Genomic DNA, 19,913 nt, shown 5'->3' with positions numbered 1-19,913 from the left:
AGAAGTATTCAGCGCACTGATCAACCGCCATAAAAAAGGTGACCGCGAGGTCACCTTTTTGTGTAAGAGCCTGTAGGACTTTTACCTTACACCTGTACTCCGCAGGGCCGCCGGTGTGTAGTCCCCTGCTTTTGCATCGATGTTGAATTCAAAGCTGCGCTTCTCTTCGTTCTTCATTCCCAGTGCGATGTAGCGACCGGCGATCAGGTCATACAAAGCCTCGACCGTGTACGCCGGAACCTGGTGATCGTAGTAGAACTGCGCATGACCTTCCGCGACCCGCCACAGCTGGCCACGTCCGTCGTAATGGTCGGCCAGCGCCACTTGCCAGCTGTCCTCATCGATGTACATGTGCCGTTTGGCGTACACATGCCGCTCGTTGGGCTTGACCGTGGCGACGACTTCCCAGACCCGGTGCAATTCGTAGCGGGTCAGGTCCTGATTGATATGGCCGGCCTTGATCACATCGGTGTACTTGAGGTCAGGCGAATCGAGTTTGTAGCTGTTGTACGGGATGTACATTTCTTTCTTGCCGATCAGCTTCCAGTCATAACGATCCGGGGCACCGGAAAACATGTCGAAGTTATCGGTGGTCCGCAGACCGTCGGACGACGTGCCCACACCGTCGTAGGCCACTTGCGGCGCTCGTCGCACGCGCCGCTGTCCGGCGTTGTAAATCCAGGCCTTGCGCGGTTCCTTCACCTGATCGAGGGTTTCGTGAACCAGCAACACGTTGCCCGCCAGTCGCGCGGGCGCGGTGACTTCCTGTTTGAAATAGCTGAGCACGTTTTCATCGCTGCCCGGCTTCAGGTCCCCCAGCAACGAAGGCACGGCAACCTCGTCCTTGAATCGGATAACCGTGAAGTCACCATTGGACTGCGGCGTTGCCTGGGTGATGGTACGACGCAGGTTACCGCCGTGGTAACGGGTGACGTGGTTCCAGATGACCTCGACGCCGTTCTTGGGTATCGGAAAAGCGTAGTAGCGGTTGCCGGTGAAGTTGGCCAGTCCGTTACCGTCGTTGATCGGCGTCACGTTGAGGGCGCTGCGTTTGGCCGACGCGTTGATTTCCGCTGGCACCGCAACGGTGCGGTGGGTTGGGTAGACCGGGATTTTGTAGGTCTCGGGATAACGCTTGAACATCGCGATCTGGCCGTCGGACAGCTTGTCCTTGTACTTGTCGACCGTCGCCGCAGTAATTGTGAACAGCGGCTTTTCGTTGGCGAAAGGGTCAGCCAGGAAACCTTTGCTGTCCACAGCACCGGCATTTTTTGGCAGGCCTCCCGTCCACGCAGGGATGGAGCCGTCAGCATTCCCGGCTTTTTCGCCTCCCAGTGGTGTCAGGCTGGTGCCGAGTTTGTTCGCTTCTTCCGGCGACACCGCAGCCATTACGTTGGCAGCCAGCAGGCTCAGGGCCAGGACGCCGCATTGCAGAATCATCGTGCGCATAAAATTATCCTTGTCAGCCAGATCAGAAGTTCACGCCAAAGCTCAACGCCAGGAAGTCGCGGTCTTCCAGGGTGTTGTAGTCACCACCGAAGAAATCGGTGTAACTGAGGCTCGCGGTATAGGTGTTGCGGTAGTCCGCATCGACGCCGACGCTGACGGCCTTCGCGCCTTCGTTGAACAGCCCGTTGGGGCCATAACCGGAGACGTCGTGGGACCACGACAGATTGGGTTTGAAGTTGATGCCGGCGATGACGTTGTTGTAATCGAGGATGGCGCGAGCGCGATAACCCCAGGATGTCGAGGTCACGAAACCATCGGTGTCCCCGCCGAAACCATACTGGCCATACACCGAATCGCGGCCATAACGCAGCTGCGTGCGTGACTCCAGTCCACCGACCCGAACAACGGCCGCCTCACCCACCAGGGTCAGACGGTCTGCACCCGCCACCTGATCGATGAAGTGCGTCAGGGTGCTCTGGATCTGCGTCACTTCCTTGCGGCGGTAGCCCTTGTTGTCGGCTCCTGGTGCGGATGCAATCGGTGAAGCCGCGCCACCCGCAATCGGGTTGAGCATGGCCAGGGTCAGGTCGGTGCTGTTGATTTGCACTGGCGCATTGGGGCGATAGCTGATTTCGCCGGTCCACGCCGTACCGGTCGGCAAGGTGGTGGAGAAACTCGCGCCGTACAAACGGATGTCCTCGGGGTATTCGAGGTAATACTGGCCGCGACCGAGCATCACGCTCTGGGCCAGGGCCGCGCCGGTGCCGGGCGCCAGACGGTTAGCGGTGGCGACGATCCCCGGAAGGCTGGCGAGCGTGCCCAAGCCAGCGGTCGTGGTACCCACGTTCGGGGAGCGACTGTGGTAATTCATGAAGTACAGGCCGTACTCGGTGTCATCGCCCAGCCAGCGCAGCGCCGTACCCCACTGCCCGGAATCGCGGGCATCGCGATCACCGCCACGGGGCACCACCACGCCTTCCCTGGTGACTTCGAAGCCCTGGCCAAAGGCTGCGGCGATCGGCTGCAGAGGCGCGATGGCCGGGCTCGCGACCGTATAGCCCTTTGTACAGCCGTCCGCGGCCACGTCACCGCCGAAGAAGGTGCCGCAGTTGTCGAGAACGGTCTGATCCCACTCCAGCTGATAGAACCCTTCTACGGTCAACTTGTCCGTCAGCCCTTGGGAGGCGAACAGCATGTTGACCGGAATCAGGCCTTCCTTGATCTCGGCGCCTGGCCGCCGGAACGCGGAGACGTCGACCGGGTTGATGCTGTTGATCGAGTTGCCGATGAAGGTGCTTTCGCCCCAACTCACCACCTGCTTACCGGCCCGTACCGTGCCCGGCAGATCGGCAAGCGAGTAGTTGTGATAGACGAAGGCATCTAGAATCTGAGCGCCCGAAGACTTGGAGCCCTCTTTGCGATTGTGATCGCTGATCGGCTTGAAGGGACGGTCCTCGTCCTTCAGCTCGAAGTCGTACCAGTATTTGCCTCGAACGAACATGCCGGTGTCGCCATACTTGAGTTCGAGGTCGTGTAGACCTTTGAAGATCTTCGAGAAGGTTTCGCCTTTCTTGAAGTTCAACCGCCCGTCATCCCCGGTCGAAGCCTGGCCCGTCCCGCCGTTCACAGTGCCCACCAGCGACTTGTCGGCATCACGCATGCCCCAGCTCGCGCCCACCGACAGCGAAGAATCGAACGTCCCTTCGATTTCCCCGATGTTGAACGAAACAGCCTGCGCCTGGGCACAGCAGCCCATGGCCACCGCAGCGGCCAGCGCCTGCGGCGTGAAGATGGCGCGCATTGTTGTTTTTGTCATGCGTCTTCCCCGGTGAGTGACAGAAGGCCACACCCTACTGCCGCAGACCGGGAGCGATAAGCGCACGAAGGAGGTATTCGCGGTGTAGCTCTAAAGGATGAATGGCGTTGTGGTATCAGGTTTTGCGCGGGGTATGAATGGGCTGGATTGTGCGTTATCAGCAAACCGCATGGAGTAAATAAACGCTCCCCGTAGCAGCCTTCGGTAGCTGCGATGGGCCTGATTTCGGCTCGTATTTGCCGCGTTGAGAGAGCGGCACCAGGGTACCGGGCCAACCTGTAGGAGCTGTCGAGTGAAACGAGGCTGCGATCTTTTGAACTTGGCCTTTGAAAGCAAGATCAAAAGATCGCAGCCTCGTTTCACTCGACAGCTCCTACAGGTGGCCGAACGCAGTCTTCGCAGCGGCTACAGGATAGTGGGTGACCGGGGACTGTTGCTCAGGCTGCAACACTGCATGTCCGGATTCGCTATTTTTCCTTTGCAGACAAGGCTTTATTATTGCCGGGCTCTCAGGGAAACAGCCTGGACGCCAGCAACGATGCGTGTTCAGTCCACATCGTTATCTAACCGATTTCAGATGAATCGGGTTTTCCGGTTCATCGCCCCGTGTACACAGACGTTGATTTGTAGCTCCTTGATCCAACGTCTTACTTTGGCCGCTGCGTTTGCAGCGGCCTTTTTTATGGGCGCTGGTTTTGTAGCGCAGTATCAAATGACTCTCTGGAGAGAAGTGCCGTCCTACATCCATATTCTTCAACAACGTAGGATTTATCTATCTGAGTTGCAGACAACTCGATACAAATCCACATTAATGGAAAGCGCTGTCAAATCTTCAAGTAAAAACCTACACCCTTCTCAGACCCAACCTTTTCGCTGACGCATTACCCTTGTCAGGCGCAAACCAACGCTTGCATTGACCTGGAGTCATCCATCCACCAAGTGCGCATTGACGGGTACAAAAATGCGAAATCCATCAGAGCAATCAGAATCCGCTTTTTTTTATGCCTATGCGCTCGCCGAGACGAGGCCTAAAGACGAGGAATGCGAAATCCACAATCGTCTTTTAGCGAGGTTTGCAGCCTTAGATGAGCAACTGGAAATAGCTGAAGAGCAGGCAAAAAAAGCGGCGAACGTCGCCACGCAGCAGGTCGCCACAGAAAGAGCATACTTAGATGCAAAAGCTGAATTACTTCGCCAACAAATCGCCGATGAAGTATCTGATGCTGAAACCGAATAACCAATATCGGCAGGGACAGAACTTTAATTCTGCCCCTGCCGCTCTCATCACATCGAATACTTCTGCAAATTCCCCATCATCTCTTTCAGCGCTTCAATATTGTCCTTCGGATGCGCCGCCCCCTCGAAATCGCAAATCTGCTGCCAATGCGCCGCCACATCCTCGGGCGAGAACCCAATCCGCGGATCAAACCCCGCGCCCAGGCTGCGTTCCCAGCGCACTTTGCCCATCCAGCCGCCACCGACCTCGAACAGCCCGGAGGTTTCCTGGCAGTTTTCGCTCGCGAGGTACACTACCAGCGGGCTGACCAGTTCCGGTTTGAGTTGTTCGAACACTTGAGGCGGGATGAGGCCTTCGGTCATACGTGTGCCGCCAGTCGGGGCGATGGCGTTGACCAGGATGTTGTTCTTGCGGCCTTCGATGGCGAGTGTGCGGGTCAGTCCATAGAGGCCAAGCTTGGCCATGCCGTAGTTGGACTGGCCGAAGTTGCCGTAGATGCCTGAGGTCGACGCTGTGAAGATTACCCGGCCATAGTTCTGCTCGCGCATATGCGGCCAGGCGGCGCGAGTAACTTTGTAGGCGCCTTCGACGTGGACGCGGTAGACCAGGTCCCAATCGGCGTCTTCCATTTTATGGAAGGTCTTGTCTCGCAGAATCCCGGCGTTGTTGACCACGACGTCGACACGGCCGAAGGCATCCAAAGCGTGTTGCACGATTTTGTCGCCATCGGTCACTGAGTCGTGGTTGGCATCGGCAGTGCCGCCCGCCTCGCGAATCTCCGCAACTACCCGGTCTGCCGCTGAAGCGTTGGCGCCTTCGCCTTGAGCCGAGCCACCGAGATCGTTGACCAGCACCCTGGCGCCCTGTTTGGCAAACAGCAGCGCATGAGCTCGACCGAGGCCGCCGCCGGCACCCGTGATGATCACGACTTTATCTTCGAAGCGAACAGATTCACTCATGGGGTTTAACTCCAGCAGGCCTAAGGACGATGAGTCCGAGTGTCAGGCACGGCGTTGCTGGTCACAATGAACACGGGTGGGGCTGAATGGTGCGCGATAAGGCAGGGGGATGATGCGGTTGGGATTGTGGATTGGAAATGGGATCGGGGGGATTTGAAAGAATCGCAGCCCCGTTTCACTCGACAGCTCTTATAGAACAAACGTTAAACCATTGATTTTAAAAATGAGCTTTTTACTCATCTTTAGACATCCAATGCGGCGAGCACCCAGTTTCTTGCGCGACAGCGTGGCGTCGAAGACGTGGCGCCCCTCATGCAGGGATAACGTTGAGCGGGGCACGCCCGCAAAGTCAGGTCGGCTGTCGGGCCGCCTCGCTTTGGCTTTTGATCTGCTCTTGATCTTCTTACCCCATGGGAAGGCCGAGCGCAGGTTCTGCGCAGTGGGCAACCCGGCATGGATGCCGGGTTAGCCGCGCACGGCCATGGATGGCCGATCGCGGCGGGCCCACGGAGCAGGACCGGAGCGAGGCACCGGACGAAAGGGGCAAGAGCCCTTGGTTACTTGGGGCCGGGCGGCGTTCCGTTTTTCCAAGTGACTCGCCGTAAGGGCGAAACCAATAGCCGCCGTGACCGCAGGAATGGATATGTACCCCAGCAAGAATCTCACCGCCGATCAGGCCGCCATCGCGAGCAGGCTCGCTCCTACAGTTTGATCCGGGCCCATCAGGAAAACTACAGAGTGAATCGAGGCTGCAATCTTTTCAGGAGCACGCCACTTTGCGCGTCGGTGAAACCAGGTTGTCGCGAAATTCCAGGTAATGCTTGAGTACCTGTGCGGGCGCCTCGATTTGCGGGTAATGGCCGATACCGGGCAACAGCACCGTATCGGGGTCTGGAATGAGTTCTCGATAGCGCTCGACCATGTGCCCGCCGGAAATCGGGTCGGCTTCACCGTCGATGACCCGCACCGGCACCTCATTGCGCTGCATCGCGGCGACCCAGCGATCTCGCTGCGCACGTCGCTCAGGAATGTAGCTGATCAATTTGTGCATGATCCGGGGCCCGCGATTCGTGTCGATCAGGCTCCAGAAATCATCCATCTCACTTTCGCTGGGTCGACTCTGTGGACCGAAAACCTGCCGAAAACTCTTCACCAGGGCGTCGCGTGAAAAGGCACGACCGATCATCCAGCCCAAAGGACTGAGCAATAGTTTTTGCATGAGTATCGGCCGATGGGTTTCGGGAAACAGACCGCCGTTGAGGAACACGCAGCTGGCCAGGTCAATGCCCGTTTCGTGGTGCCGTGCCAACAGTTCCTGAGCAACGCTGTCGCCATAATCGTGAGCCAGCACGTGCACCGGTTGCTCTACGCTCAAGTGCGCCAGCAGTGCCTGCTGCAAATCGGCCTGCTCCAACAGGCTGTATTCGTGGTTCGCCGGCTTTGCCGAATCGCCGAAACCGAGCATGTCGCACGCAATCACCCGATAACGCTGCGCCAACGGCTGCCAAAGGAAATGCCAATCCCAGCTGGCAGTCGGAAAGCCATGGATGAGCAACAACGGCTCACCCTGCCCCGCCGTCCAGTAACGGATGGATTGGCCACGGAAAACAAACGTCTGGCCGCGTTTGCGCCAGACACACAGGGGAATCTCGGCGAGTGGCATTAGAGTTTATAACCCGGGTCTTGTTGATCGAGTTTGCGCAGCAACGCTGGCCAGGCCAGTGCGCCGCCCATCCCTTGAGCACTTTTGGTGACGCCCGCAATCATTGCCTTGGCCCCCGCCAGAATCTGCGGCTGGATGGCGATCAGTTCGGCACCACCATTTTGCGCCAGCACCTGGATGTCGCAGGCGCGCTGAAAGATGAACATCATCAGGAAGGTGTCCGCGATACTGCTGCCGCAGGTCATCAGCCCGTGGTTGTGCAGCATCATGAAGTTGTTTTCACCCAGGTCGGCCTGCAGCCGCGCTTTCTCCTCATGGTTGAGCGCAACACCTTCGTAGGCGTGATAAGCCAGGCTGGACAGGACGAACAACGACTGTTGGCTGATCGGCAAAATGCCTTGCTTTTGCGCCGACACGGCAACGCCAGCCGCCGTATGGGTGTGCAATACGCAGACAACATCGTGACGCACTTCATGCACGGCGCTGTGGATGGTGTACCCCGCCGGATTTATCTCGTAAGGGCTGTCCATCAGCTTGTTCCCGGCCTGATCGACCTTGACCAGACTCGAGGCAGTGATCTCGTGAAACATCAGCCCGTAAGGGTTGATCAGGAAGTCTTCAGTGCCGGGCACCTTGGCCGAAATGTGCGTGAAGATCAGATCATCCCAGCCATGCTGGGCGACCAACCGGTAGCAAGCGGCCAGATCGACGCGAGTCTGCCACTCGGCAGCGCTGACCTGGTCTTTGACGTTAGGGGGGGACTGGACGGGGGCTACGCTCACGACAAGGAACTCCTGTTCTTATTGTTTTGCACGTGTCAGCAGTCTAGTCAGCCCCTGAGGTTCGCGTAGTTGCATTGGCAGCCAGCTTGATGGCCGTACGAGTCAGTTACGCAAAGCGTCGACCAGTTTCCCCAGCCAAGGCTCGGCGTCGGCTTCGGGGGTCACACTTTCGCTGGCATCCAGACGCAGCATCGGCAGCACTTCGCGAATGCCCAATTCGCCGAACAGTTCGCGCATCATCTCGCCACCACCGCAGAACGTATCGCCGTAACTCGCGTCACCCAGGCCGATCACCGCCCCCGGCAAACCACGCCAGGCGGCTGGCAACTGGTCGCGAATGGCGAAGTACAAGGGGTGAAGATTATCGGGCAGCTCGCCCATGCCGGTGGTCGACGTCACAGCCAGGAAAGCGTCGGGGCCAAAGGCCTGGACATCGGCCAGGCTGGCGCGAGGGTTGTGCCAGGCGTCATGGCCCGCGGCTTTCAAAATACCCGCAGCGTGGCGGGCGACTTCTTCAGCGGTGCCGTACACCGAGCCGGAAAGGATGGCGACTTTCATCAATCTGATCCTGAACTGAATAAAAAACGGGATGTTAACAGCAGCCTTGGCAATGTTCTTTTAGAATGCTGCGAGTCATTCAAAAAGGAAGGGATTCTTCAATGATCAATGCCCAACTGCTTCAACTGGTCATCAACGCCTCCAACGACGGTATCGTCATCGCCGAGAAGGAAGGTGAGCAGGACAACATCCTGATCTACGTAAACCCGGCCTTCGAACGGCTGACCGGATACACCAGCGAAGAAATCCTTTATCAGGATTGCCGCTTTCTGCAGTCTGGAGACCGTGATCAGCAGGCAATTGAAATCATTCGCCAGACATTGAAAAGCGGCGGCTCTTGCCGGGAAATCCTGCGCAACTATCGCAAGGACGGCACACCGTTCTGGAATGAACTGTCGCTTTCTACAGTGAAAAATCCAAGCGACGGGATGACCTATTTTGTGGGTGTGCAGAAAGATGTGAGCGTCCAGGTCAAGGCGCAGCAGCGTGTAGCGCAGCTGGAAGCGCAGCTCTCCGAGGTCCAGGCGCAGCTGGCCGCAATAAATGCGACGAATGGACAAAACAAAATCGCGAAATAATTGTCATTAACTACAATCACCAGTGACTTTGTAACTATATCGTTCGAGTGGATCATGCACCGCGACGCGCTCCTGACCCAGGATGAGCTGGATTTCATCCAGACCATGCAACATAACCCGCAGCTCAATATGCGGGATGCGACGTCGAGCCTGCTCGTTAACGGTGGTTCGCAAATCCGTGATTTGCTCACACGCCTGGCCGCGAATGAGCAGGTCACCATCCAGGCCAACTTCGAAAATCAGCAAATGACCTTTCCTCTGCACCTGGTGGAAGACGAATTTCACGCGCTGCATTTGCGCCTGGGTGTTCCCAGCATCTATGAAGACGGCCCCATGGTCCGGCCATGGCGCCTGGCCCTGGAGGAGCCGGTAGCCTTGGAAAATGCCAACGGCCAGCCCGGCACAATGTGGGTGCATGAGGTGTCGTTCAAAGGAATTTTGCTGGAAGTGCGCAACAAGACCAAACCGCCAAAACATTTTGCGCTGTGGTTCAGCCCCTCAGGCTATGAACGAATCGCGTTGCGCGGCACGTTCGAGCGAGAAACAGAGAATGGCTTCTTCGCTTATCAGTTGAGCCAGAGCGACAAGGACGAAACCGAGCGCCTGCGCCAGTTCATCCTTCAACAGCATCGACTGACTCACCCCGCCCTGCATCTCTGACCCTGCATCGTTCGATCAGGTATCCAGATTACCCGCCAGAAACTGCTTCAAGCGCTGGCGCATCACGCCCCCCTCATTACCAAGACACCCGACCGACGACCCGGCCAGGCTTTCCTGCGCCAGGTCCGATGCATCACCGGCCAGCAGTAACTGACAATCCAGGCTCAGGACCAGACGGTTCAGACGCCGAGGCAAATCAGCAGTGGGAGCGTGATTGGACACCAGGACCAGCGCTTGGGGTTTTACCCTTTCGCAGACAAGCGTCAGCTCATCGAAAGGTTGACCAATCGACAGCAACTGCATCGCGGAGTCGACATGGCTGAGATACAGCGCCGTGATCAGCACTTCGAGTTCGCGGACCTGCTCATCCAAGGCACAGACAATGACCCGACGCGGTTGCAGCACACGCACCAGCAGCAACCTTTGCAACACCCGGGAACGAAGAAAACCATCCAGAAAAAGCCACTCGCTGGTCTGACCGAATGCCTCATGGCGCCTTAACAGTTGCTTCCAGAGCGGGATCAGGATGTCCTGGAAGACCACCGTAAGCGGGTAACTGGAGAAGATCTGCCCATAGACCTGCTCGAGCGTCACCTCGTCAAACGCACTCACCGCGACCTGGACTTGCTGTTGCCACTGAATGTAATCGGCCTGTACCAGTTCATCCGGAATGATTTTCGCGAGCACTTGAAGCGGTTCGGTCCTGGCCAGGATCTTGCCGACCTTGCTGACCGCAACGCCGCGTTCGATCCAGCCGAGGATGCTGCGAACTTTTTCGATATCGGACATCGAGTACAGCCGATGCCCGCTTTCGGTGCGCGTGGGCTGAATCAGGCCATAACGGCGCTCCCAGGCGCGAAGGGTCACCGGATTGATGCCGGTGAGGCGCGCGACCTCGCGAATGGGGAATAAATCTTCCTTTTTCAATGAGTCAGCGTAAAGCTCATCCGGGGCATAGTCAGTCAATGCAGGCATTTTCGCGTTTCACTTCCATGTTCGAATTCGAACAGTTTACTCCCCCTTTCCCCTGACTATTCAAGCCAATGATGTTTAATTAAAGACACTGGCGAAATATTCAGAATCAGGAATAATCCTTGCTTGGTTCAAAGCGCAGCCCACCACCCCGGCGCTGCGTCTGGCTAATCTCCTACCCGGAGTGACGCACTTGTCTTACGGAGATACAGAATGTCTACCTCACCCGTCACGCTGATGGTTGCACGTCGTGTCGCCGATGGCCGCTATCAGGATCTGATGGCCTGGCTACGCGAAGGCGAACAGCTGGCCACCGACTTCCAGGGTTATCTGGGTTCAGGCGTGCTTGCTCCGCCGCCCGGCGATAACGAATTCCAGATCATCTTCCGCTTCGAAAACGAGCAGACCATGCACGCATGGGAGCACTCCGCCTCGCGCACCGCCTGGCTTGAGCGCGGCAGCGACCTGTTCGCCCATCCTACGGAGCATCGAGTCAGTGGTATCGAAGGCTGGTTTGGTGCCGTCGGTGCCCGTCCGCCTCGCTGGAAACAGGCGGTGGCGATCTGGCTGGCGTTCTTCCCGGTTTCATTGCTGTTCAACTTTGCAGTAGGACCGTTGCTCGGCGAGATGAGCCTGTTGCCGCGAGTGTTCATCAGCACGCTGTGCCTGACGCCCTTGATGGTTTATTTTTTTATTCCGTTATCGACCCGCCTGCTCGCCAGTTGGCTGAACAACGCGCCGACGCGACCGCTGCCGGTGAAGGCTTCTACGCAGAATCATTGAGCCGTTCGGCGGTCCGAGCAGGACGGCCATCGCGAGCAAGCGTTGCTCTTATGGGATAGGGGGGTGGACTTGCCTTGTCGCTGGTATAGTTTTGCTCTCACCGCGATGCGAGCCGTTCATGACCTCTTCCGAAGCCCCCATTCTCATTACCGGCGCAGGTCAGCGTGTTGGCCTGCACTGTGCCCGGCGCTTACTCGAAGACGGCCACGCGGTAATCTTCACTTTCCGCAGTGAACGCCCAGGCGTACAGGCCTTGCGGGACCTGGGCGCAACGGCCGTGTTTGCGGATTTCTCCAGCGAAGCCGGCATCATCGCGTTCATCGCCGAACTGAAAACCCATACCGACAGCCTGCGGGCGATTATCCACAACGCCTCCGAATGGCTCGCCGAAACCCCGGACACCGACGCTGTGGCATTCACCCGGATGTTCAACGTTCACATGCTGGCGCCGTACCTGATCAACTTGCATTGTGTCGACTTGCTCCAGCGTTCGAGTCCCGCCGACATCGTGCACATCAGCGATGACGTGACCCGCAAGGGCAGCAGCAAGCACATTGGCTACTGCGCCAGCAAAGCCGGGCTCGACAGCCTGACCTTGTCCTTCGCCGCAAAGTACGCACCGGCAATCAAGGTCAACGGCATCGCGCCGGCCCTGCTACTGTTCAACCCTGACGACGACGCGGCGTACCGCGCCAAGGCGCTGGCAAAGTCCGCGCTGGGCATCGAACCCGGCAGCGACGTGATCTACCAAAGCCTGCGCTATCTGCTCGACAACCCTTATGTCACCGGCACGACCCTGACCGTCAATGGCGGAAGGCACCTCAAGTAAGCGCCCCGCGAGGATGTTCCATGACGCTATCCCTGCCTCAGAACTATCGCGAGATCCTCATCGGTCTCGGTGAAAACCCGGAACGCGAAGGCCTGCGCGATACACCCCTGCGCGCCGCCAAGGCCATGCAGTACCTCTGTCATGGTTACGAGCAAAGTGTCGAAGAGATCGTCAACGGCGCGCTGTTCGCTTCGGACACCGATGAGATGATCATCGTTGCCGATATCGAGCTGTATTCATTGTGCGAGCATCACCTGTTGCCCTTCATCGGCAAGGCCCATGTGGCTTATATTCCTACAGGCAAGGTGCTGGGCCTGTCGAAAATCGCGCGGCTGGTGGACATGTTCGCCCGTCGCTTGCAGATCCAGGAAAACCTGACCCGGCAAATCGCCGACGCAATGCAACAGGTGACCAACGCCGCCGGCGTTGCAGTGGTCATCGAAGCGAAGCACATGTGCATGATGATGCGCGGCGTCGAGAAACAGAATTCAACCATGAACACCTCGGTGATGCTTGGCGCCTTCCGCGATTCAAGCAATACCCGCCAGGAATTCCTGCAATTGATTGGACGGAGCAAGTAGCAATGCCACAACTTCAGCCAGGAATGGCACGCATCCGGGTCAAGGACCTGTGTCTGCGCACCTTCATCGGAATCAACGAGGACGAAATCCTCAACAAGCAAGACGTACTGATCAATCTGACCATCCTGTACGCGGCCCAGGAAGCGGTGCGTGACAACGATATCGATCACGCGCTGAACTACCGCACCATCACCAAGGCGATCATCGCGCACGTGGAGGGCAACCGGTTTGCCCTGCTCGAACGCCTGACCCAGGAAATTCTTGATCTGGTCATGGTCAACGAGTCGGTGCTGTACGCCGAAGTCGAAGTCGACAAGCCCCACGCCCTGCGTTTCGCCGAGTCAGTGTCGATTACGCTTGCAGCGAGCCGCTAGCTACAAGCTTCAAGCGGCAAGCTGTAAACTTCCAGCCACCGCAAACCAATCCTGCAGCTTGAAGCTTGCCGCTTGAAGCTGTCTCGCAGAGACTCCCATGACCGAGCAACAACGCCTCGAACTTGAAGCCGCCGCCTTCCGCCGGCTGGTCGCCCACCTTGATAGCCGCAAGGATGTGCAGAACATCGACCTGATGAACCTTTCCGGTTTCTGCCGTAATTGCCTGTCCAAGTGGTACAAGGCTGCGGCAGACGAGCGCCAGATCGACGTCAGTCTCGACGACGCCCGCGAAGTCGTCTACGGCATGCCGTACGCCGAGTGGAAAGCCCAATACCAGCAAGAAGCCAGCGCCGAACAACAAGCGGCGTTTGCCAAAGGAAAACCCCATGAGTGATCTGAACACCCTGCGCGCCAGCCTCAACAGCGGCGAACATGTTTTTGCCGACACGCTGTCCTTCATCGCCGCCGGTTACGACTATCAGCCCCAGGCGTTCAACAACGGTGGCGTGGAGAACGCTGCCGGGCAGAACGAAGGATCGTGCAAGACCCTGGGCCTGGCACTGCTGGAAGGCTTGAGTGACGAAGAAGCGCTGTTGGCGTTTGGAGAGCATTACCGCTCGGTGGTTGCGACGCCTGCAGGCAGCGATCACGGGAATATTCGTGCGTTGATGGCGCATGGATTGGCCGGTGTGACGTTCACCGCGCAGCCACTGACCCGTCGCTGATTCAGGATCAACATCAAAAGATCGCAGCCTCGTTTCACTCGACAGCTCCTACAGGGTGGTATGCATTCCAATTGCATTCCAATGTAGGAGCTGTCGAGTGAAACGAGGCTGCGATCTTTTGATCTTTTGATCTTTTGTGATTCGTCTCTCGACACACTTCCCGACTTTTAAGATTGACCCGGCAACTTTATTTCGTTTGCCGGGTACCGCTGCTCACGGCTTAGATAAAAAGAAGCATCCCTTCTTAAGAGTCGGTCATCCATGAGCAGCGAATCCATCAGCCAGTCGATCAACATCGTTCATCCCGTCACCCTCAGCCACGGCAAAAATGCCGAGGTCTGGGATACCGAGGGTAAGCGTTACATCGACTTTGTCGGCGGCATTGGCGTGCTTAACCTCGGCCATTGCCACCCGCGCATCGTTGACGCCATTCGCGAACAGGCCACCCGGCTGACTCACTATGCGTTCAACGCCGCCCCTCATTCGCCGTACATTGAATTGATGGAGCGTCTGACGGCGTTTATTCCCGTGGGCTATCCGGTCAGCGGCATGCTGACCAACAGCGGCGCGGAAGCCGCGGAAAACGCCCTCAAGATCGTCCGCGGCGCCACCGGTCGTACCGCAGTGATCGCCTTCGACGGCGCCTTCCACGGCCGCACCCTGGCCACCCTCAACCTAAACGGCAAAGTTGCGCCCTACAAACAGAAAGTCGGCGTGCTGCCAGGCCCGGTGTATCACCTGCCCTTCCCGAGCAAGGACAACGGCGTGACCTGCGCCGAGGCCCTGAAAGCCATGGACCGTCTGTTCAGCGTCGAAATCGATGTGGAGGATGTGGCGTGTTTTATCGTCGAGCCGGTGCAGGGTGAAGCAGGCTTTTTGGCGATGGACGTGGAGTTTGCCCAGGCGCTGAGACGTTTCTGTGATGAGAAAGGCATTGTGTTGATCGCCGATGAAATCCAGTCCGGGTTTGGTCGTACCGGACAGCGCTTCGCGTTTTCGCGCCTGGGTATCGAGCCGGACCTGATCCTGCTCGCCAAAAGTATCGCCGGCGGCCTGCCACTGGGTGCGGTGGTCGGGCGCAAAACGTTGCTCGACACGTTGCCCAAGGGCGGACTGGGCGGGACCTATTCCGGTAATCCGATCGCCTGCGCCGCTGCCTTGGCGACCCTGGACGAGATGACCGATGCGAACCTGCAGGCCTGGGGCTCGCAACAGGAAGAAGCCATCGTCAGCCGCTACGAATCCTGGCGCGCCAACACACTTTCCCCCTTCCTGGGCCGCTTGACCGGGGTCGGTGCGATGCGGGGAATCGAACTGATCAATGCCGATGGTTCACCGGCATCGGCCCAGTTGACTCAGCTACTGGTTCTGGCCCGGGACGCCGGGCTGCTGCTGATGCCGAGCGGCAAGTCACGCCACATCATTCGGCTGCTGGCGCCGCTGACCACAGAAGCCGCCGTGCTGGAGGAAGGCCTGGACATCCTCGAGCGGTGCCTGGCGAAACTGCGCTGATAGCAAAATGAGCTCAGGGACTGACGTAGCGAATTATGTTCGCTTGCAGTCCCTGAAAATGCATCGCAATACTCGGAGGCGCCCGACCAATCGGATCAGCCAACGCCCCTATCTATCAAGCGAGATCATCACCACCTATCAGCTGAGGCAGTCATGTATCACGACAATATAATTTATAAGAAAAAGTCCAATGATCCACAGTTCCTGCTCGGCGTAGCCGTAGTGCTTTTCCTGGGCGCCTACCTGATGAACCTCGGTAACAGCGCCCTCAGCCACTTTCTCCAGCCCCTGTTGGGCGATACCCCGGACAGCCTGACCGCTCGCAACATCGCCATCGGCCTGGCCATTGCCGTACTGGGCACGCTGAACTTCCATGTCCTCGGACGCTTGAAGTTCAAGGTCCAGACCACCGTCGTCTGGATCGAACTGCTGATCCTGTTCCTGGCGTTCTTCGATACCTTCGACCTCTCCTACAGCTTCATTCTCGACAAGATCGGTTTCCTGATCATCCAGGGTGCCGCCACCACGCTGTACATCTCAGCGGTCGCGATCGTGATTGCTTTCGTCCTGGCGCTGATCGGCGCGGTCGCCAAGCTGTCGAGCAACGGCCTGGCCAATGCCCTCGCCTCGTTCTACACCTCGTTTTTTCGCGGTGTGCCGCTGCTGATCCAGATCTACCTGATTTACCTCGGGCTGCCGCAACTGGGCTATGTCGTCGACGCGGTGCCCGCCGGCATCCTCGCCCTGTCGCTGTGCTACGGCGCCTACATGACGGAGATTTTCCGTGCGGGCATCCAGAGCATTCCGGTCGGCCAGTGGGAAGCGTCCCGGGCCCTGAACATCAGCCCGTTCAAAACGTTGAGCCGGGTGATCATGCCCCAGGCCTTGCGCGTGATCATCCCGCCCACCGGCAACCAGTTCATCGCCATGCTCAAGGACAGTTCCCTGGTGTCGGTAATCGGCGTCTGGGAATTGATGTACCTGGCCAAAACCCAGGGCCGTGCAGACTTCCGTCACCTGGAGATGTTGATCACTGCCGCGATGATTTACTGGGCGCTGTCGTTCATCCTCGAACGGGTGCAGGCGCGAATCGAAAAACGGGTCAATCGATCCACGGCAAGGGGTTGATGCGTGATGACTCGAACCAATACCGCTGAGCGACTCGACCTGGCGTCCCCTGCGTTAGCCACCCCAGCGATGATTTCCATCTCAGGCCTGAACAAGTGGTACGGCAATTTCCACGCGTTGCGCGATGTCGACCTGACCGTGGCCACCGGCGAAATCCTGGTGGTGTGCGGGCCGTCGGGCTCGGGCAAGTCGACGATGATCCGCTGCATCAACCATCTGGAGAGTTTCCAGAAAGGCCACATTCAGGTTAACGGCATCACCCTCACCAGCGAGGCAGAAAGCGTCAGCGCCGTGCGCAGTGAGATCGGGATGGTGTTCCAGAGCTTCAACCTGTTCCCGCATTTGAGCGTGATGGACAACCTGACCCTGGCGCCACAATTGGTGCAAGGCGTATCGAGCGCGGATGCGAAAAAACGCGCTCAGGTCTACCTGGAGCGCGTACGGATCGCCGAACACGCCGACAAATACCCGTCGCAGTTGTCCGGCGGCCAGCAACAGCGCGTGGCGATTGCCCGCGCGCTGTGCATGAATCCCAAAGTGATGCTGTTTGATGAGCCGACCTCTGCCCTCGACCCGGAAATGGTCCACGAAGTGCTGGACGTGATGGGCGAACTGGCTACCGATGGCATGACCATGATTTGCGTGACTCACGAAATGGGTTTCGCCAGCAAGGTCGCCGATCGCGTGCTGTTCATGGACCAGGGCCAGGTCATCGAACAAGCGACCCCCGCCGAATTTTTCAATAACCCACAGACCGAACGCGCGCAGAAATTCCTGTCGCAAATTATCGGCCACTGAAGACCGCTTTGCCCTCATAACAATAACGAGACATGGAGATGGACATGGTCAGAAGTAAACGCGTAATCACCCTCACTGCCGCACTGTCGCTGTTGTTCGTTGGTGCCGCTAACGCTGGCGCAGTGCTGGACAAGATTCAGAGCAGCAAAACCATGACCGTCGCCACGTCGGCGACCTGGCCTCCTCAGGGCTTCATCAACGACAAAAATGAAATCGACGGTTTTGACATCGACGTTTCCAAGGAGATCGCCAAACGTCTCGGGGTTGAGGTCAAGTTCATCACACCCGACTGGGACGTGATCACCGCCGGCAAGTGGAACGGTCGCTGGGACATGTCCGTGGGTTCGATGACCGCAACCAAAAGTCGCGCGCGTATTCTTGATTTCCCGGGCACCTATTACTACGTGCCTTACGTCTTTGCGGTGCATGACAAATCCAAGGTCACTGACCACAAAGCGCTCAATGGCAAAACCATCGGCGTCGAAGGTGGCACCACGTCCGAGGACTATTTCAGCCAGGCGCTGGCGATTGAAACCACGGATGTGCCACCTGTTGTCTACGACGTGAAAACGGAAAAAATGAAGACCTACGCCGGTTCCGTCGGACCGCTGGACGATCTGCGCCTGGGCGACGGTGCCCGGCTGGACGGCATCCTCACGCAACGCAGCACGCTGGACGCCGCCGTCAAGAAGGGTTACCCGCTGCGCGCCGTCGACAACGTTGTAGCCTTCTACGAGCCGCTGGCCGTTGCCACTGACAAGGGTGACCCGGAGTTGAAGGCCAAGCTCGGTGAAATCATCGGCGAAATGCACAAGGACGGCACGCTGACCAAGCTGTCGAACAAGTGGTATGGCGTGGATTACTCGACTGTTAAGTAATCACTCTGCCCCTGTAGGAGCGAGCCTTGTGGCGAGGGGATTTAGCGAAACGTCGCACCGCCCCGTTGGGCTGCGGAGCGGCCCCGGCATTTCCAGCGTTAAAGCGTATTTACGACTGCTTCGCAGCCGAACGGGGATAAATCCCCTCGCCACAAGGATCGCTCCTACAGTGTTGATGTACGGCGGCTAATTTTCTCAAGGATTGACCATGGCCTTTCCCAACACCTGGTATTCCCAAACCTCGCTGCCCCGCGCGGCCAGGTCCGAATTGAACACCGATGAAACCTGCGACGTGTGCATCATCGGCGCGGGTATCGCCGGCCTCACCGCCGCACTGGAACTCACCCGGCGTGGCAAACGCGTGATCATCCTCGAAGCCCATCAGGTGGCCTGGGGTGCATCCGGTCGCAATGGCGGCGTGGTGTCGCCGGGCTGGGCGGAAGGGTCTGGCGCGATCCGTAAAAAACTCGGGCTGGAACACGCGCGCTCGCTGTTCCAGATGTCTGTTGAAGGCGTGGAGATTGTCCGCCACAACATCACGGAACTGGCCCTGACTGGCTGCGCGCCGTCCGCCGGTACGATTCGGGTCAAGCGCTACGATGATGGCGCCAGCATAAAAAACCACATCGACACCATGCGCCGTGACTTCGGTTATGAACTCAACTTCCTCGACACCGCCCAGGTCCGCGAGCGGGCTCACACGCTGCGCTACTTCCAGGGTGTCGAAGATCCGAACGCCCTGCATTTCCACCCGCTGAATTATTGTTTGGGCCTGGCCCTCGCCATTGAAGCGGCTGGCGGCAGGATTTTTGAACAATCAAAGATGCTCTCCTGGCAGCGCGAAGGTGCAGACAAAATCGTCAAGTCCGCGCGCGGCAGTGTGCACTGCAAGGATCTGGTGTTCTGCGCCGGCGGCTACGGGGGACCGGAGCTGCAGAAACTCAGTCGCGCCTACCTGCCCATCGCCACCTACGTGGTGCTGACCGAACACCTGGGTGACTCGATCAAGACGGTACTGGACTCCGGCGCCGCGTTCTCCGATGACCGCCGTGCGTCGGACTACTACCGCGTCGTTGAAGGTGACCGCTTGCTGTGGGGTGGCCGCATCACCACGCGCAACGAACAGAACGAGAAAGCCCTGGCGGCCATGCTCAAGGCGGACATGGTTTCGGTGTACCCGCAACTCGCTGCGGTGAAAATCGATCTCGCGTGGTCCGGCCTGATGGGTTACTCCACCAACAAAATGCCTAACCTGGGCTTGCTGGAACCGGGCGTCTGGGCGTGCACTTCGTTTGGCGGTCATGGTTTGAACACCGGCTCGATCGGCGGCCGGGTGATCGCCGAGGCGGTGTGCGGGGAGAGTTCGCGATATGAACTGTTCAAACCGTACCTGCTGGACTGGAATGGCGGTCCGTTTGGTCGGGTGGCGGCGAATGCGATCTATCAATCGTTGAAGGTGATGGATTTTGTGCAGGAACGCTTCAAGGGTTGAGGCCGCCGCATACCCCTTGTGGGAGCTAGCCTGCTAGCGATGGTGTGTCAGTGACATTGATGTGACTGACATGCCATCGCTAGCAGGCTAGCTCCCACAAAGGTTGGTGTTGGCCGCATATTTTGTGGATAGAAAAAAA

The 19,913-nt window shown here is 58.2% G+C and carries 21 protein-coding genes; 14 read left to right on the top strand and 7 right to left on the bottom strand.

Annotated features, from left to right (window positions below):
- Positions 1-81: 81 nt before the first annotated feature.
- Both ACA063_RS04305 and ACA063_RS04300 read right to left on the bottom strand, forming a co-directional pair.
- Entirely contained in the window at positions 82-1,449 is a 1,368-nt protein-coding gene (locus ACA063_RS04305) for a DUF1329 domain-containing protein (protein ID WP_497664891.1), read from the bottom strand.
- A 22-nt stretch (positions 1,450-1,471) separates the two neighbouring features.
- Positions 1,472-3,265 carry a DUF1302 domain-containing protein gene (locus ACA063_RS04300; RefSeq protein WP_497664890.1) on the bottom strand — a complete coding sequence of 598 codons (1,794 nt, stop codon included), beginning with the start codon at positions 3,263-3,265 and terminating at the stop codon, positions 1,472-1,474.
- A gap of 961 nt (positions 3,266-4,226) precedes the next feature.
- Between ACA063_RS04300 and ACA063_RS04295 the strand changes: the two genes are divergently transcribed.
- On the top strand, positions 4,227-4,502 hold the full coding sequence (locus ACA063_RS04295; RefSeq protein WP_497664889.1) for a hypothetical protein: 276 nt from the start codon (positions 4,227-4,229) through the stop codon (positions 4,500-4,502).
- Positions 4,503-4,549: 47 nt separating this feature from the next.
- Here ACA063_RS04295 and ACA063_RS04290 read toward each other — a convergent pair whose 3' ends face one another.
- The 4 genes from ACA063_RS04290 to ACA063_RS04275 all read right to left on the bottom strand — a co-directional run bounded on the left by ACA063_RS04290 (position 4,550) and on the right by ACA063_RS04275 (position 8,464).
- Positions 4,550-5,461: an SDR family oxidoreductase gene (locus tag ACA063_RS04290; protein ID WP_497664888.1), complete on the bottom strand. Its 912-nt coding sequence runs from the start codon at positions 5,459-5,461 to the stop codon at positions 4,550-4,552.
- A 760-nt stretch (positions 5,462-6,221) separates the two neighbouring features.
- Positions 6,222-7,124: an alpha/beta fold hydrolase gene (locus tag ACA063_RS04285; protein WP_497664887.1), complete on the bottom strand. Its 903-nt coding sequence runs from the start codon at positions 7,122-7,124 to the stop codon at positions 6,222-6,224.
- Complete coding sequence (locus tag ACA063_RS04280; RefSeq protein WP_497664886.1) at positions 7,124-7,906, bottom strand: class II aldolase/adducin family protein; 783 nt, start codon at positions 7,904-7,906, stop codon at positions 7,124-7,126. Before ACA063_RS04280 ends, ACA063_RS04285 begins: the two co-directional genes overlap by 1 nt.
- Before the next feature lie 102 nt (positions 7,907-8,008).
- Complete coding sequence (locus ACA063_RS04275) at positions 8,009-8,464, bottom strand: flavodoxin (protein ID WP_497664885.1); 456 nt, start codon at positions 8,462-8,464, stop codon at positions 8,009-8,011.
- A 101-nt stretch (positions 8,465-8,565) separates the two neighbouring features.
- Here ACA063_RS04275 and ACA063_RS04270 point away from each other — a divergent pair, with 101 nt between their 5' ends.
- The gene (locus tag ACA063_RS04270) at positions 8,566-9,042 is read left to right on the top strand and encodes a PAS domain-containing protein (RefSeq protein ID WP_497664884.1); all 477 of its coding nucleotides are present in this window, start codon (positions 8,566-8,568) and stop codon (positions 9,040-9,042) included.
- A gap of 54 nt (positions 9,043-9,096) precedes the next feature.
- Positions 9,097-9,702, top strand: a complete 606-nt coding sequence (locus tag ACA063_RS04265) for a hypothetical protein (RefSeq protein WP_194691381.1) — start codon at positions 9,097-9,099, stop codon at positions 9,700-9,702.
- Positions 9,703-9,717: 15 nt separating this feature from the next.
- Here the strand turns inward: ACA063_RS04265 and ACA063_RS04260 are convergent, their stop codons facing one another.
- Entirely contained in the window at positions 9,718-10,677 is a 960-nt protein-coding gene (locus ACA063_RS04260; protein WP_497664883.1) for a MerR family transcriptional regulator, read from the bottom strand.
- 210 nt (positions 10,678-10,887) lie between these two features.
- On the opposite strand from ACA063_RS04260, the gene ACA063_RS04255 reads away from it, so the two are divergent.
- The 11 genes from ACA063_RS04255 (at position 10,888) to ACA063_RS04205 (ending at position 19,774) form a co-directional block, all read left to right on the top strand.
- Positions 10,888-11,457 carry an antibiotic biosynthesis monooxygenase gene (locus ACA063_RS04255; protein ID WP_497664882.1) on the top strand — a complete coding sequence of 190 codons (570 nt, stop codon included), beginning with the start codon at positions 10,888-10,890 and terminating at the stop codon, positions 11,455-11,457.
- Between the two features lie 118 nt (positions 11,458-11,575).
- The gene (gene folM / locus ACA063_RS04250) at positions 11,576-12,286 is read left to right on the top strand and encodes a dihydromonapterin reductase (protein ID WP_497664881.1); all 711 of its coding nucleotides are present in this window, start codon (positions 11,576-11,578) and stop codon (positions 12,284-12,286) included.
- 20 nt (positions 12,287-12,306) lie between these two features.
- On the top strand, positions 12,307-12,867 hold the full coding sequence (gene folE / locus ACA063_RS04245; RefSeq protein ID WP_497664880.1) for a GTP cyclohydrolase I FolE: 561 nt from the start codon (positions 12,307-12,309) through the stop codon (positions 12,865-12,867).
- Positions 12,868-12,869: 2 nt separating this feature from the next.
- Positions 12,870-13,241, top strand: coding sequence for a dihydroneopterin triphosphate 2'-epimerase (folX, locus tag ACA063_RS04240; protein WP_054049847.1), 372 nt, complete (start codon positions 12,870-12,872; stop codon positions 13,239-13,241).
- A 97-nt stretch (positions 13,242-13,338) separates the two neighbouring features.
- Positions 13,339-13,635 (top strand): DUF1244 domain-containing protein, encoded by a 297-nt coding sequence (locus tag ACA063_RS04235; protein ID WP_194691385.1) that lies wholly within the window; start codon positions 13,339-13,341, stop codon positions 13,633-13,635.
- Positions 13,628-13,966, top strand: a complete 339-nt coding sequence (locus ACA063_RS04230) for a HopJ type III effector protein (protein ID WP_497664879.1) — start codon at positions 13,628-13,630, stop codon at positions 13,964-13,966. The genes ACA063_RS04235 and ACA063_RS04230 overlap by 8 nt, the downstream gene beginning before the upstream one ends.
- 261 nt (positions 13,967-14,227) lie before the next feature.
- Positions 14,228-15,478: a 2-aminoadipate transaminase gene (locus ACA063_RS04225; RefSeq protein WP_497664878.1), complete on the top strand. Its 1,251-nt coding sequence runs from the start codon at positions 14,228-14,230 to the stop codon at positions 15,476-15,478.
- 153 nt (positions 15,479-15,631) lie between these two features.
- Positions 15,632-16,606, top strand: a complete 975-nt coding sequence (locus ACA063_RS04220) for an amino acid ABC transporter permease (RefSeq protein ID WP_194691388.1) — start codon at positions 15,632-15,634, stop codon at positions 16,604-16,606.
- Between the two features lie 69 nt (positions 16,607-16,675).
- Positions 16,676-17,404, top strand: coding sequence for an amino acid ABC transporter ATP-binding protein (locus ACA063_RS04215; protein WP_497666475.1), 729 nt, complete (start codon positions 16,676-16,678; stop codon positions 17,402-17,404).
- Positions 17,405-17,448: 44 nt separating this feature from the next.
- Positions 17,449-18,282 carry a transporter substrate-binding domain-containing protein gene (locus tag ACA063_RS04210; protein ID WP_497664877.1) on the top strand — a complete coding sequence of 278 codons (834 nt, stop codon included), beginning with the start codon at positions 17,449-17,451 and terminating at the stop codon, positions 18,280-18,282.
- A gap of 208 nt (positions 18,283-18,490) precedes the next feature.
- On the top strand, positions 18,491-19,774 hold the full coding sequence (locus tag ACA063_RS04205) for an NAD(P)/FAD-dependent oxidoreductase (protein WP_497664876.1): 1,284 nt from the start codon (positions 18,491-18,493) through the stop codon (positions 19,772-19,774).
- Positions 19,775-19,913: the final 139 nt, after the last annotated feature.

The organism is Pseudomonas sp. LBUM1643, from assembly GCF_059716215.1.
The sequence above is the reverse complement of the archived record's forward strand: the minus strand, read 5'-3'. Positions and strand labels throughout refer to the sequence as shown.